19 protein-coding genes are annotated in these 13,781 nt (G+C 64.2%); 13 read left to right on the top strand and 6 right to left on the bottom strand.

All coding sequences use genetic code 11. From position 1 onward, the window contains the following. Nucleotides 1-2: 2 nt before the first annotated feature. The 6 genes from ACZ1JM_RS16210 to ACZ1JM_RS16185 form a co-directional block, all read right to left on the bottom strand. Nucleotides 3-842: a transglycosylase SLT domain-containing protein gene (locus tag ACZ1JM_RS16210; RefSeq protein WP_465135104.1), complete on the bottom strand. Its 840-nt coding sequence runs from the start codon at nt 840-842 to the stop codon at nt 3-5. Nucleotides 843-979: 137 nt separating this feature from the next. Further along, entirely contained in the window at nt 980-1,324 is a 345-nt protein-coding gene (locus tag ACZ1JM_RS16205; protein ID WP_465133387.1) for a flagellar protein FlgN, read from the bottom strand. 1 nt (nt 1,325) lies between these two features. Continuing rightward, nucleotides 1,326-1,637 (bottom strand): flagellar biosynthesis anti-sigma factor FlgM, encoded by a 312-nt coding sequence (gene flgM, locus ACZ1JM_RS16200; protein ID WP_465133386.1) that lies wholly within the window; start codon nt 1,635-1,637, stop codon nt 1,326-1,328. Between the two features lie 194 nt (nt 1,638-1,831). Then, nucleotides 1,832-2,332 carry a flagella basal body P-ring formation protein FlgA gene (locus tag ACZ1JM_RS16195; protein ID WP_465133385.1) on the bottom strand — a complete coding sequence of 167 codons (501 nt, stop codon included), beginning with the start codon at nt 2,330-2,332 and terminating at the stop codon, nt 1,832-1,834. A gap of 66 nt (nt 2,333-2,398) precedes the next feature. Further along, nucleotides 2,399-2,800, bottom strand: a complete 402-nt coding sequence (locus tag ACZ1JM_RS16190) for a hypothetical protein (RefSeq protein ID WP_465133384.1) — start codon at nt 2,798-2,800, stop codon at nt 2,399-2,401. Further along, the gene (locus ACZ1JM_RS16185; protein WP_465133383.1) at nt 2,797-3,438 is read right to left on the bottom strand and encodes a MotA/TolQ/ExbB proton channel family protein; all 642 of its coding nucleotides are present in this window, start codon (nt 3,436-3,438) and stop codon (nt 2,797-2,799) included. The genes ACZ1JM_RS16190 and ACZ1JM_RS16185 overlap by 4 nt, the downstream gene beginning before the upstream one ends. 362 nt (nt 3,439-3,800) lie before the next feature. Between ACZ1JM_RS16185 and flgB the strand changes: the two genes are divergently transcribed. The 13 genes from flgB to ACZ1JM_RS16120 all read left to right on the top strand — a co-directional run bounded on the left by flgB (nt 3,801) and on the right by ACZ1JM_RS16120 (nt 13,527). Then, the gene (gene flgB / locus ACZ1JM_RS16180) at nt 3,801-4,148 is read left to right on the top strand and encodes a flagellar basal body rod protein FlgB (RefSeq protein ID WP_465133382.1); all 348 of its coding nucleotides are present in this window, start codon (nt 3,801-3,803) and stop codon (nt 4,146-4,148) included. 44 nt (nt 4,149-4,192) lie between these two features. Beyond that, nucleotides 4,193-4,555 carry a flagellar basal body rod protein FlgC gene (flgC, locus tag ACZ1JM_RS16175; protein ID WP_465135103.1) on the top strand — a complete coding sequence of 121 codons (363 nt, stop codon included), beginning with the start codon at nt 4,193-4,195 and terminating at the stop codon, nt 4,553-4,555. Then, nucleotides 4,552-4,866: a flagellar hook capping FlgD N-terminal domain-containing protein gene (locus tag ACZ1JM_RS16170; protein WP_465133381.1), complete on the top strand. Its 315-nt coding sequence runs from the start codon at nt 4,552-4,554 to the stop codon at nt 4,864-4,866. The genes flgC and ACZ1JM_RS16170 overlap by 4 nt, the downstream gene beginning before the upstream one ends. Before the next feature lie 22 nt (nt 4,867-4,888). Next, nucleotides 4,889-5,695 carry a flagellar hook-basal body protein gene (locus ACZ1JM_RS16165; protein ID WP_465133380.1) on the top strand — a complete coding sequence of 269 codons (807 nt, stop codon included), beginning with the start codon at nt 4,889-4,891 and terminating at the stop codon, nt 5,693-5,695. Nucleotides 5,696-5,717: 22 nt separating this feature from the next. Then, the gene (locus ACZ1JM_RS16160; protein ID WP_465133379.1) at nt 5,718-6,461 is read left to right on the top strand and encodes a flagellar basal body rod protein FlgF; all 744 of its coding nucleotides are present in this window, start codon (nt 5,718-5,720) and stop codon (nt 6,459-6,461) included. A 24-nt stretch (nt 6,462-6,485) separates the two neighbouring features. Continuing rightward, a complete protein-coding gene (gene flgG / locus ACZ1JM_RS16155; protein ID WP_465133378.1) occupies nt 6,486-7,274 on the top strand; it encodes a flagellar basal-body rod protein FlgG in 789 nt (262 codons plus the stop codon). Then, a complete protein-coding gene (locus tag ACZ1JM_RS16150) occupies nt 7,274-8,008 on the top strand; it encodes a flagellar basal body L-ring protein FlgH (protein WP_465133377.1) in 735 nt (244 codons plus the stop codon). The genes flgG and ACZ1JM_RS16150 overlap by 1 nt, the downstream gene beginning before the upstream one ends. An 11-nt stretch (nt 8,009-8,019) precedes the next feature. Beyond that, on the top strand, nt 8,020-9,126 hold the full coding sequence (locus tag ACZ1JM_RS16145) for a flagellar basal body P-ring protein FlgI (RefSeq protein WP_465133376.1): 1,107 nt from the start codon (nt 8,020-8,022) through the stop codon (nt 9,124-9,126). After that, on the top strand, nt 9,123-9,494 hold the full coding sequence (locus ACZ1JM_RS16140; protein ID WP_465133375.1) for a rod-binding protein: 372 nt from the start codon (nt 9,123-9,125) through the stop codon (nt 9,492-9,494). Before ACZ1JM_RS16145 ends, ACZ1JM_RS16140 begins: the two co-directional genes overlap by 4 nt. 3 nt (nt 9,495-9,497) lie before the next feature. Beyond that, nucleotides 9,498-10,835: a flagellar hook-associated protein FlgK gene (flgK, locus tag ACZ1JM_RS16135; protein ID WP_465133374.1), complete on the top strand. Its 1,338-nt coding sequence runs from the start codon at nt 9,498-9,500 to the stop codon at nt 10,833-10,835. An 8-nt stretch (nt 10,836-10,843) separates the two neighbouring features. Then, nucleotides 10,844-11,764, top strand: coding sequence for a flagellin N-terminal helical domain-containing protein (locus ACZ1JM_RS16130; RefSeq protein ID WP_465133373.1), 921 nt, complete (start codon nt 10,844-10,846; stop codon nt 11,762-11,764). A gap of 70 nt (nt 11,765-11,834) precedes the next feature. Further along, nucleotides 11,835-12,698 (top strand): flagellar motor stator protein MotA, encoded by an 864-nt coding sequence (gene motA / locus ACZ1JM_RS16125; RefSeq protein ID WP_465133372.1) that lies wholly within the window; start codon nt 11,835-11,837, stop codon nt 12,696-12,698. 13 nt (nt 12,699-12,711) lie between these two features. Further along, complete coding sequence (locus tag ACZ1JM_RS16120; RefSeq protein ID WP_465133371.1) at nt 12,712-13,527, top strand: flagellar motor protein MotB; 816 nt, start codon at nt 12,712-12,714, stop codon at nt 13,525-13,527. The last annotated feature ends 254 nt before the right edge of the window (nt 13,528-13,781 follow it).

Below are 13,781 nucleotides of genomic sequence, written 5' to 3'. Positions count from 1 at the left end.
CTTTAGAGCCCCAGCCTTGCAAGCTTGGCGTAAGCATCGCGGACATGGCCCGATGCGGCGGTGCCGGTGGTTCCGAAGGCGGACTGCAACGTGTCCGCCATGGATCGCGCCGCGCCGCCCGAAGGGGCGGCTGCAGCCGGTCGCCCGGCATGGAATTCACGAGCGATCGGACCCGATGGCTGATAGGCAGCGGCTTCCAAGCCTCCGGATACCCCGCCGATGCTCGGATCGTTCTGCGCCCATTCGACGGCATAGCCGGACTGGAAATCGCCGCCCTCCATGGCGCCCGATACCTTGTCGCGCATCAGCGCCATGACCTGACCGACCGAGCGCGGTGCGCCGCCGGCAAAGAAGATCGAACGGTTGGCAGCAGCCGCTTTGGGCAGGATGCCGGCAGCGCTTTGCCCCGGATTGTTGGCAAGAGCGGCAAGAAATTGCCCTGCACCGGCAGAACCGAGGAAATGGGCGAGGTACAACTCTGCCGCATCGGGTTCGCGGCCTAGTTGTGCCGTCAGGTCCGCGCGGTTGTCTGCGGCCAGTTCACCGGCCATGAGTGCAGAAACCTGCGGGTCATAGCGCAGGCCCATGATTTGCGCGCGGATCGCCGGGTTGGCGATTGAACCGCCCCGGATCGCGTCGCTGACCCACCCCATGCCATGTTCCGCGCCGTGGCGATCCATGGTGCTGAGCCAGGTGCCGGAGGTGAACTGGTACAGGCCCGCCGCACTCGACGTGGATGCCCGCGCCGAGGGGTCCATGCTCGATTCCAGCTTGGCCTGCGCCATGAGGTATTGGAAATCGACACCCGTGGCTTCCGCCGCCTGCGCAATGGCGGAACGCACCTGCGATCCGCCGTTTACGGCGAGGCTTCCGGCCCGTGCAAAGACTTGTCCGTCGCTCAAACGAAAACTCCCGGCGAAACATTCACCGGGAGCTTATCAGCAAGAGCCGTGCCAAATGGCGTGGAGTGGTTAACAGCCTAGCCGCGCGCGGCGCTCGCATAGGCCGGAGGGATGCGATAAAGCTGCGGACTGCCGGTCAACGCGTTCAATCGGCGCGTCACGTTGGACGCGATGATATTGCGGACCTGGCGGTTTACCTCGTTCAGACGGCGGGCCGTATCCAGCATGCCGCGGCATTCCTCGTCCATGTGGATCGCGTCGATGGTTTCGAGCGTACCGCACAGACGGTCCTTGTCATGCGTGGTTCCCACGATCGCATCCAGGTCGAGGCCGGCAAGCGCCTGCCGTTCGTCCTCGAGAACGGCAAGCATCTGCCGCAGAGCGCCTTTCAGCTCGTTCTCGCGATGGTGGGACTGTGACATCTTAATGCGCGCTCCTCAGCAGCATGCCGGCCGCGATCATCGCGTCGGCGATCTTGGCAGGGACGATCGGGTAGGTGCCCGATTCCACCGCCTTGCGGATCATGGCGACGCGGTCGGTGTCGACCGGCGCAGCACCAGGATCCAGTGCTTTCGATGTCTCCACAGCCGGAGCCGCCGAGACGGGGGTTGAAGTCTGGGCCTTCGCTACCGAGCCGGCAGCGGCGACCGTATTCGTTTCGTTGCCCGTTACGCGGGCCAGCCTGGTATCGACTGCGCCGATGCGCTGCGTCGACCCCACTTCGATCGGTGGCATTTTGCCGCTCCTTGAGATGTCCTGATAACTAGGACGACCGTTGAGCGGCAATTTAAAGGGGGTGGCGGCAGCTTTTTGCAGTTGGTGTTTTAGGACTTGAAATCAGGGACATACATTCAAGGAATTCGGCAAAACGCCTGCATGACCTAAAACCGGCAACTGTTTGCCGTCACTCCGGCAAGCGGCAATCAAAGTCAGGGAAGCGGCACCGAAACAAGCCCGGGGCGTTCGATCCGCGCGCGCATCACCTGGCTTCTGGCGGCAAGGCTGCCAGCGGGAACGGAAGCGGGGCGAACCCGGATCCATCCGCCCACCGGGCCGGAATCCATGGCTTCGCCGGGTTGTGATACCGTGAAGCCATCCCCGGAAACCGCGATGGCTATGGCATCTCCGCGCGTGATGGCGACGGCCCCGCCCTGTCCTGCCGGACCAGCGCTGCGGACGGGAACGAACAGGCGCCACCCTGACGGATCCCCACACTGCACCACCACGCTATCCTGCGCCGGCGTGCGCCACGACAGGGCAACCCCTGCGCGGCACGGTTGAAGGCGCAGGCGACGATCGACCGGCGTGGATGCGCCCCCCATTTCCCCGGCCGGAGCGCCGGTGAAAGCGGCGACCTGCCGATCGATGGCGTCCAGGTCCGCAAACGATGCGGACGCGACGGCGGCCAGAACTAATAGGCTTGCTGGCATTGAATACCCTTTGCGCGAAATGCGTACCGCGCCTTTACAGCAAGCACCGTGCCAAACTTAGCCTGTTCAGTCCCGAAGCGTCGGCGGGACATCGTAGGCGAGAGCGACGCGAACGGGGCCGGAACCAGGCTCCACGACGATGCGTGCAGAAACGCCATGCGCTCCGGCCTCGTTCAATAACCGAACGGCGTCCCTGAGAGCGGCCTCCCGTGATCCGGGCTGCGATCCGTACCGTGCCGTGATGGTCAGTTGCTGGCGCGGATCGACCGCCTGCTGATCGAGCCAAGCGGACAAAGACGGACTGTCTGGCGTTGCATCATAGACAGCCAACGGTTCGGACTGCGGCGAGGCAGGATTTTGCTTGGATGCCGGGGGACGATTATGCAGCGACGCCGCTGCCAGCATGAACAATATAAGGGAAAGATCGGCGAGCGAAGTCTGCCAGCCGAACGTGCTTTTGCCTCTCATCTTGCCTTGCCGGCACTGGGCACTGCGCCTGCGACCTGCTGCGCCAGCCAGTCGAGTACGCGCTGACGTTCGGTTTCCTCGCGCGCCGCGCGGCGGGCTATCATGCGGGCCAGCGGCGCAAACAGCAAGTTGCCCAGCAGCAATCCGTACAGCGTCGTCAGCACCGCCATTGAAATGGCTCCGGTAAAGTCCGATGCCGCGCCGGGATCAGCGGGCAGGCGAGTCAGCGATACCAGCGTGCCCGCCAGACCGAATACGGGGGACAGTTCTGCCGCCTGCTCCAGGGTGCGGATCGCGCGACGGTTCTGGCCCAGGCGACGTCGCTTGTGAGCTACGTGGGCCTCATGAAGAGCCGACATCGACCGCGATCCGATCAGGGCGTCCGTGACATCGTCAAATTCCTCGTCCCCGACATGATGGGCCTCCGCCCTGATCAGGCCATCTTGCTGGATTTCTTGGACTTGCCCGGCAAGGTCAGCCCGCGCTTGCGACGCTTTGAACCGTGGCTGGAACAGCCGACCGACGGCGGCGAACGCCGTGCGCGTATCGCCAACGCCACATCGCAAAACCGTGGCAAGACACGTGCCCCCCACGACGATCGCTGCGCCGAGCGGGTCAAACAGGCTGTGGGAGATCATCGGCCGTACTCCATTTAAACGAGCAGAACGGCACTTGGCCGGCAAATTCAGCCCAAGGCGTACATTTGCCGCTTACCGGCAAGACATTGCCGGTTGGCAGGGCAAGGGTCCTGGCGCCTCATTCGATCGGGCGATAGCAACTGGACAAATGGCCCGGAAGGGACCGGCAAAGGCTGTCCCCTGAATTCACCGGTGTCACTTATTACCTCGATATTACCTCAATATTACAGTCACTTGCTGGGTTCGAGGCCCCGCATCCGAATGATGCCCAACCGAAAATTTCCGACTCCGAACAGTGCCTTGCGCAAACTGGCACGCCTTTTGCGAAACACCGGGCACACAAGTTCGGGATACCCAATTCGATGTCGCAAGACTTATTTGGCATTCATGGCAAGGCACTGGAGCTGCGATCGCAGCGAATGGGCCTGCTTGCCTCCAACATCGCCAACGCCGGCACCCCGGGGTACAAGGCGCGCGATATCGACTTCGGCGCCGCCATGCGCGCTGCCGATGCCGGTGCCAACATCGACAAGGCGGCAAGTTCGGCAACGCTCTACCGCGTGCCGGTCATGCCCTCGCTCGATGGCAACACCGTCGAACTGCAAAACGAACAGCTCGCTTTCTCAGAGAACGCGGTCGGCTATTCAACCACGCTCGAATTCATTCGCGGACGGGTTGATACCGTCAAGCGCGCGCTGCGGGGAGAATAAGCGTGAGCGGCCCCCTCAATCTTTTCGGCGTGGCCCAGCGTGGCATGTCCGCACAGCTCGTGCGCATGAACGCGGCCGCCTCCAACCTTGCCAATGCCGGCTCCGTTTCGGGCAGCGAGCAAGGTGCCTACAAACCGATCCGCGCGGTCTTCGCCGAAGACCTCGACCGCCAGAGCGGTCTTTCTACCGTGTCCGTCTCCGGCGTGATGCGTGAACAGACTGCCGCGGTCCGCCAGCACAATCCCGACCACCCCCTAGCCGATGAAAACGGCGACGTGTGGTCTGCTCCCGTCGATGAGAACGCGGAAATGGTCGAGATGCTCGAAGCCTCACGCCAGTACACCAACATGGTCGAGGCCCTTTCCACTGCCAAGCAACTCATGCTCGAAACGATGAGGATGAAATGACCGTAACTTCCGCAACTTCCACCGCCGCTGCGGCGACCACCGCGACGAAGAAGACTTCGCTCGCCGCCATGGACTCCGGCGATTTCCTGAAGCTGATGACCACCCAAATTCAGCAGCAGGACCCGTTCGATCCCGTCGATCAGAAGGAAATGCTGGCCCAGATGGCCCAGTTCTCCTCCCTCGCCGGGACCACCGAGATGGGCGACACGCTTAAGGCCATCTCCACCAAGCTCGATACCCTGGTCACTGCCCAGAATTCCACCGGCGACGCGATCGCCGCCCTCGCCGCCGCCCAGACCAAGTCCGTCTGACCTTTTTTCGGAGTACCTCGAAATGTCCTATTACACTTCGCTCACCGGCCTGAAGAACGCTCAGACCGAACTCAACGTCATCGCTCACAACATTGCGAACGCCGAAACCAACGGTTTCAAGAAGAGCACCGCCCAGTTCGCCGACATCATCTCGTCGTCGGTCGTCACCGACCCGGGCCTCACCACCGGCATCGGCTCGCGCGTCGCCACCATCCAGCAGAACTTCACGCTCGGCGCGCTTGAGCAGACCGGCAACGCGCTGGACGTGGCGATCGCCGGTGAAGGCTTCTTCACCACCGTCTCGCCGACTTCGGGCGAAACCGAATACACGCGCAACGGGTCGTTCTCGGTCGATGGCAATGGCTTTATCAAGAACACCCAAGGGTCGCGCATGCAGATCTTCCCGACCGTCAACGGCGCGCCCGACATGACGACGCGGCAGGACGCGCAGATCCCGACGACCAACAATGGCTCGCCCTACGCCAGCGTTACCATCGATTCGCAGGGCCAGGTCGTGGCGACCTACAACGATGCGTCGAGCCTTACGCTGGGTACTGTCGCCCTTGCCAACTTCATCGCTCCTACCGGGATGAAGCAGGTTGGTGACTCCAGCTGGCATGCCACCGGCAAGTCCGGTGCGCCTTCTTACGGGGCTCCCGGAACGGCTGCCTTCGGGTCGCTGAACTCGGGTTCGATCGAGCGTTCGAACGTCGATATCGCCGAGGAACTGGTCGAACTGATCAGCGCCCAGCGGTATTTCCAGGCGAACGCGAAGGCGATCGATACCGCCACGCAGATCTCGCAGACCGTCATCAACCTGCGCACCTAAAACCACATAGGAGCGACATACGATGGACCGGTTGATCTACACCGCCGTCTCGGGGATGAACGCCTCGATGAACCGCGAACGCGTCATCGCCAGCAACATGGCGAATGCGCAGACCGTGGGCTTCAAGGCAGAAATCCTCCAGGCGACGCCGACCACTCTGGAAGGCCAGCAGGTGGAGGTGCGCGCGATGTCGAGCACCGAGGTCACCGGTGCATCGATGAAGGCAGGCAGCTTGAACCGCACGAACGCCCCGCTCGACATCGCGATGCAGGGCGATGGCATGATGGCGGTTCAAGCCATGGACGGCAACGAAAGCTACACCCGGCGCGGCGATCTTTCGATCACCGTGACCGGCGTGTTGCAGAACGGGGAAGGATTGCCGGTCATCGGCCAGTCCGGCCCGATCAGCGTGCCCCCCGGATCGACCGTGACGATCGGTCCCGACGGCAGCGTGCTGTCGCGCGATCCGAGCACGCCCGAGGCCGCGCCCACGGTGGTCGACAAGATCAAGCTGGTCAGCACCACCGGCACGAAAATCGCCAAGGACGTGGACGGTCAGTTCCGCGTCCCCAATGGCGGGATCCTGCCGGTTGACGAGAATGCCGAGGTGATCCCCGGCGCGCTGGAGCAGTCCAACGTCAATCCTTCCGAAGTGCTTGTCGAAATGATCGCCGCCCAGCGGCTGTTCGACATGCGCACCAAGCTTGTCCAGACCGCTGGCCAGCTTGACGAGGCCGGCACGCGCCTGATGCGTATCGACGGCTAACCCTTTCAAGAAAGGTTATAGACAATGCCAAGTTCCGCTCTTCAGGTCGCCCGCACCGGGCTTGAGGCCCAGGACACGCGCATGCGCGTGATCGCCAACAACCTCGCCAACGTATCGACCACCGCCTTCAAGCGCGACCGCGCCAACTTCGCGACGCTGGCCTATCAGGACACGCGCGTTGCCGGTGCCCAGTCGTCCACCGAGACGTCCTATGCCACCGGCCTGAACCTGGGCACCGGCGTTGCGGTGCAGTCCACCACGCGCATGGAAACGCAAGGCTCGCTGCAGACCACCGGCAATTCCTTCGACATGGCGCTCGATGGTGACGGCTATTTCCAGGTCCAGCTTCCCGGCGGCCAGCTCGCCTATACCCGCGCCGGCAATTTCAGCCGCACGGCCGAAGGCCAGCTGGTGACGTCGCAGGGCTATCCGGTGCAGCCGGGCATAACCGTGCCCGAAGGCGCGACGTCGATCACGGTTTCGGATGACGGCACCGTATCCGCGCAGCTTGCCGGACAATCAGAGCCGAGCCAGCTGGGCCAGATCACCATCGCCAGCTTCACAAACCCGGTGGCGCTGCAGTCCGCCAGCGACAACTTCATGCTGGAAACCGCAGGCAGCGGCCCGGCGCAGATCGGCATCGCGGGCGAACAGGGCCGTGGCCACATTCGCCAGGGCATGCTCGAATCCTCGAACGTCAACGTGGTCGAGGAACTGGTCGACATGATCGAGACGCAGCGCGCCTACGAAATCAATTCCAAGATGATCTCGGCCGTGGACGAGATGCTGCGCAACGCCAACCAGACACTGTGATGAAGACGATGACCGCCCTTGCGTCCACCCCCACCTCTTCCGGTCGCCAGGCGATGACGCGTCTGCTTGCCGGCACGTTCGGCATCGCCGTGCTGTGCATCGGCCTGCACGCCGCCCCCGCGCTGGCGAAGAAGGCGCCGCAGCCCAGCGGTTACGAGCCGACGCTGCCGGTGATGGCGCCGGTTCCGGTGGCCGCGCCGACGGGCGGCATCTTCAACGTCTCGTCCGGCTACGCCCCGCTCTACCGTGGTACCCGCGCCGCCGCGATCGGCGATCCGCTGACGATCCGGCTGGTCGAAGTGACGACCGCCGCCAAGGCCGTCAGTTCCAAGAGCGGCAAGGCCGGTGGCGCATCGATTACGCCGCCAACTGCAGGGCTGTTATCGTTTCTTAACCCTAATGCCCTAAAAGCCAGCTCGAACTCGACGTTCAATGGTTCCGGCAACGCGGCGCAAACGAGCACGCTCGATTCGACACTTGCCGTCACCATCGCGGAGGTCCGTCCCAACGGCACCGCGCTCGTTCGTGGGGAAAAGAAGATGCTGATCAGCCAGGGTGACGAATGGGTCCGGTTTTCCGGCATCGTCCGTCTGGCTGACATCGATGAGGATAACCAGGTGCTGTCCAGCCGCATTGCCGATGCCCGTATCGAATACACCGGCAAGGGCGCCTTGCAGCAGGCCAGCAAGCAGGGGTGGCTTGGCCGCTTCTTCAACATGATCTCGCCCTTCTGACGGTGACCGGAATGAACTCGACCTTCTTCAAGCTTTGTGCCGGCATCCTGGGCGCGCTGACGGCTCTTGCCGCCCCCGCCCATGCCGAGCGCGTACGCGATCTGGGCCAGTTCCAGGGCGTCCGTTCCAACCAGCTGACCGGCTACGGCATCGTCGTCGGTCTGCCGGGCACGGGCGACGACAATCTGGAATACCTGACGCAGGCGATGAAGGGCGTGTCCGGCCGCATGGGCCTGACCCTGCCGCCCGGCGTTTCCCCCGGCCTCAAGAACGCAGCCGCCGTGATGATAACGGCAGACCTGCCCGCTTTCGCCAAGCCCGGCCAGCGCATCGACGTTACCGTTTCCACCATCGGCAAGGCCAAGTCGCTTCGCGGCGGCGCGCTGATCCTGACGCCGCTGATCGGCGCGGACGGCCAGGTCTATGCCATGGCGCAGGGTAACCTTGCCGTGGGCGGCCTTGATGCGTCGGGTCGCGATGGCTCAAAGGTCACCGTCAATATCCCCACCGTGGGCCGCATCGCCGAAGGCGCCAGCGTGGAACGCGCGGTCGCTACCGGGTTCGACAGCGGCGACACCCTGCGCTGGAACCTGTTCAACGCCGATTTCCTCACCGCCGCGCGCGTTCGTGATGCCATCAACCTGCGCCTGCCCGGCACGGCGGCGGTGGAAGACGGCGTGACGCTGGCCCTGCGCCTGCCGCCCGATCCGAACACCCGCGCCAGCGTGATGGCCGCGATCGAGATGATCGACATCGACCCGGCGGAAACGCCCGCCCGCGTCATCGTCAACAGTCGCACCGGCACCGTGGTCATCAACTCCGCCGTCCGCCTCTCGCCCGCCGCGATCAGCCACGGCAAGCTGACGGTCCGCGTGGACGAGAACCCGACCGTGGTTCAGCCCGCCCCCTTCAGCCGTGGCCGCACCGCCGTGGAGCAGAACTCCAACGTATCGGTCAGCGAAGAGCAGCGTTCGGTCGCCCTGTTCAAGGGTGGAGCCTCGCTCTCCAAGGTTGTCGATGCGCTCAACATGCTGGGTGTTACGCCCTCCGACCTTGTCGCCATTCTTGAAGCGCTCAAGCAAGCGGGTGCCCTCAAGGCTGAGATGGTCGTGATATGAGCGTCATCCTGCCATCCGCGCCGGGCATGACCAGCAAGGCGACGGCCACCGACCGCGAAAAACTGCACACCGTCGCCAAGCAGTTCGAAGCCGTGTTCGTTCGCGAGATGCTCGCCTCGGCCCGCAAGACCAGCTTCAGCGGGGACGGCGGCGTGGGCGATCTGTCCAGCGGACAGGCCCTCGAAACCTTCCGCCAGCTTCAGGACGAGCACTTCGCCGACGCGACGGTGCAGACCGGAAACATCGGCCTCGCCAAGATCATCGAGGCGCAGATGCAACGCTTCCTGCCCGCCGAATCGGCGAATGGAGCGGCAACGCCTTCCAGCACCAGCGCTGCCGCTCCGGCAACGACCACGGGACCACAGTAAGCGATGTCTTCAGACCTTCTCTCGATAGGCAAATCCGGCGCCCGCGTCGCCCGCGCGGCGCTGGACGTGACGGCGAACAACATCGCCAATGCCTCGTCGGAGGGGTATGTCCGGCGCTCGGTCAACGTCGCTGAGGTCAACGCCGGCACGCTTAACGCCGCGCCCACCGCCGTAAACCTGGCGGGCGCGCGGATCACCGGCATCGTGCGCAACGCCGACGTGTTCCGTCAGGCCGAAGTGCGCCGCACCGGTGCCGACGCCGCCCGCGCCACTGCCGAAGTGCAGGGGCTGGAAAATATCGAGACCGCCGTCGAACAGACCGGCGTGTTCGATTCGGTCGTGGCGTTCGAAGGCAGCCTCAAGCAGCTGCTGAACGATCCCACCGACGGATCGCTGCGCGCCCAGGTCGTCGAGGACGGCCGGACCATGTCGCAGACGTTCAACACCGCGTCCAAGAGCCTTGATGCCGTCGCCAGCGGCCTGCAGTTCGAAGCGACCGACGGCGTGACTCAGGTCAACCGCGTGGCTGGTGAACTGGCGCGCGTGAACCTGCGCCTGATGCGCGCCACCGATTCGTCCAGCGACCAGACCGCCCTGCTCGATCAGCGCGACCTGCTCCTGCAGCAACTGAGCGGCCAGGCGGACATCACCACCACCATCAATCCCGACAAGACGGTGTCCGTCATGCTTGGCGGGCCGACCGGCTCAGCGCTGGTTTCGGGTGCCACCGCCAATTCGCTGTCGATGTCGACGGCGGCCAACGGCACTCTCTCCTTCGCGGTCAACAGCCAGCCTGTCACCCTCAGCGGCGGCGCGCTTGCCGGAAAGGCGCAGGCTCTGGTCGAGGTAGGTAATACCAAGGCAAAGCTGGACACCATCGCCACCAGCGTGATGACCACCATCAACAACGCGCAGGCCACGGGCGCCGATCTGAACGGCGCGGCGGGTCAGGCGCTGTTTTCTGGCACTGGCGCCGCCGACATGAAAATGGTCGCCGCCAGCGGCAGTGCAATCGCCACCGCGCCGCTGGGGTCTGCCGCCAACAGCCGCGACGTGACCAACCTCAACAGCATGCGCAGCGCCATGGCCTCGGCCGATCCCTCGGGCGACGTCGATACGCTGCTGTTCAGCATTTCCAGCGCCGTCGCCGGGCGTACCGTGACACGCGATGCGCTGAACTCGATCGCCAGCACCGCGAAAGTATCGCTGCAGGCGCAGGCCGGCGTCAACCTGGACGACGAGGCGGTGAACCTCGTTCGCTTCCAGCAAGCCTACCAGGCATCGGCCCGCGTCATGCAGGTCGCTTCCGACCTCTTCGACTCCATCCTCGGCATCCGTTAGGTTTTGACATGACATCCATCTCGACCAGCACCGGCGCCTTTTACGAACGCTCGCGCCTCGACATGAAGAGCCTGCGTTCCCAGGCCGAGACGATGCAGGCCCAGCTTGGTGGCAACCGCCTCACGCGCTCGTCCGACGATCCAGTCGCCGCATCGCGCCTGCGCATGCTGTCGCGCATGGAATCCTTGTCGAAAATCGACACCACCAACGCCAACCGCGCCAATGCCGACCTGACGCTGGCCGACTCCGCCATGTCGGACATGGCCGATGCGATCATCCGCGCTCAGGAACTGGCGACACGCGCATCGTCCGCCACCCTGACCGACGAACAGCGCGGCGCGATCGGCACCGAACTGGAGCAGATCCAGTCCAACCTCCTCGCTCTCAGCAACGCGCGCGATTCCAGCGGCCACGCCTTGTTCGGCGGCGAAAGCACGGGCGACGCCTACCAGCTCGATGCCTCGGGCAATGCGACCTACATCGGCACGGCGACGACCGAAGAGCTGCCGCTTGGCGAAGGCCAGAGCGTGACCCGTTCGATGACCGGCCCGCAGTTCCTATCTTTCACGGGCAAGAACGGCGTGCAGACCGACGTCATGGCCACCGTCAAGGCCCTGGCCGATGCGCTCAAGGCCGGGGGCAGCGGAACCGCGGCTGCGGCCGGCGATGCCATGGCCAACCTGCAGACCGGGCTGGACACGCTTACCACCAACCAGACCGTGGTCGGCACCCGGCTCGCCTGGATCGAACTCACCACCGAACGCCGGACCAACCTTGGCGAGCTGCGCTCCACCGAGGAAGCCGATATCGGCGGCACCGACATCGCCGCCACCATGGCACGACTGCAGGAAACCCTGACCGTGCTGGAAGCCAGCCAGGCCAGCTTCACCAAGCTCGCCGGCCTCAGCCTTTTCGACCAGTTGCGCTGACGACGAAACCAGTCCCCAGCCCCGGCTCCCGCCCGGGCGCCGGGGTTTTTGCCACAGAGGACAGTTAACCATGTTTGCAATCATCGGCGTCGTCATCCTGCTGGTGATGGTCTTTGGCGGTTTCGCGATCACCGGCGGCGCGCTTGGCCCGGTCATGCATGCCATCCCGCACGAGATGCTGATCATCGGCGGCGCCGCCATCGGCGCGATCGTCACCGGCAACTCTATGCACGAGTTGAAGGGCATCGGCGGCGGGCTGAAAAAGGTCTTCAAGGGCCCCAGGCACAACAAGCAGGACCATGTAGACGCGATCATCCTGACCTCGCGCCTGATGAAGATCCTGCGTTCGGATGGTCCGGTAGCCCTGGAAAGCCATGTCAGCGATCCCAAGTCTTCCGCGATCTTCGCTGAATTTCCGCGCCTGCTCGCCAACGAGGCGCTCGTCCATGTCATTGCCGATACGCTGACGCTGATCGTCGTGTCTTCCGGAACGCTGGAAGTGCACGCGGTCGAAGACGTTATCGACAACGGCCTCAAGACCCATTTCCACGAAGAGCATGAAGCGCAACACGCCCTGCAGGGCCTTGCCGACGCGCTTCCTGCGCTGGGTATCGTCGCGGCGGTTCTGGGCGTGGTGAAGACGATGGGCTCCATCGACAAGCCGCCGTCGATCCTGGGTTCGATGATCGGCTCGGCGCTTGTCGGCACGTTCATGGGCGTGCTGCTGGCCTATGGCATCGTCGCGCCGATGGCTGGCCGCCTGAAGCAGGTGCTGGAACAGGACGAACAGATCTTCCACGCCGTAAAGCAGGTGATCATCGCCTCGCTGCACGGCTGGCCACAGCCGCTGGTCGTCGAATCGGCCCGCTCCGGCCTTGGCCATGCTTTCCGCCCGAGCCTGACCGAACTGCTCGACGCGATGCGCGGCCGCTAAGGAATTCGACGCCATGGCAAAGAAGCCTGACGAGCCGGTACGGCCCATCATCGTCAAGAAAGTCACCGTGGTCGCCGGCGGCCATCACGGCGGCGCATGGAAAGTCGCCTATGCAGACTTCGTGACGGCGATGATGGCGTTCTTCCTGCTGCTCTGGATCCTTGGCGCCACCACCGAAAAGCAGCGTCGCGGAATCGCCGACTATTTCTCGCCGACGCTGGTCAAGAACCGGTCCGCGCAGTCGGGATCGGGGACCGGCCTGTTGGGCGGCACCTCGCTGACCGCGAAGGACAAGCTGCCTCACCCGGGCGGCAGCGGCAACAAGGCCATCACCATCCCGCGTGACACCACCGGCGGCGCCAAGGAAGGCGCTCGGAAGAGCCAGCGCGCCAAAGTGGAAGCCAAGCTGCAATCCACCGAACGCCTGCGCCGTCTCGCCAGGCAGGTGCGCCTTGTGGACACCACCGAAGGCATCCGCATCGATCTGGTGGATGACGCCAACTTCTCGATGTTCCGTGTAGGCACCACGGTGCTAACTACAGAGGCGAGTGATTTGCTGGGCGCGCTCGGCGAAGCACTGGGAGGACCGGGCGCCGGACTCACCATTCGCGGCCACACCGATGCCCTGCCCTATCGTCCGGGAACGTACGGCAACAACTGGTCGCTCTCCGCAGGCCGTGCCGAGGCCACTCGCCAGGCGCTGATGCGCGACGGCATCAAGGAAGATCGCTTCCGCCGCATCGAAGGCGTTGCCGACAAGGAACTGCTGATCCCCGCCGATCCACACGACCCGCGCAATCGGCGCATCTCGATCACTCTGCTCGACTGACCCTCACTCAGCAGCACGACACCTATTGATGGCCTGGCGCTCGATGCGCCGGGCCTTTCTTGCGTGTGTCGCGAGCGTTTGTGCTGAGAGCGGCCTTCCAAGGTGGCCTGCTGGACGACCGGCCAATCCGGCTGCGAGGGACCACACGGTCCCACATCAGCCCCACGGACCGATGGAATGCGTCATGCCAGGAGGACGAACGACGGGACGCTGATCCCTCAATGACGACTGATCTACTGAACGGAAAAATGGTT

It is taken from the genome of Novosphingobium sp. BL-S-24, assembly GCF_055521575.1.
This window is presented reverse-complemented; position numbering and strand designations above follow the sequence as displayed.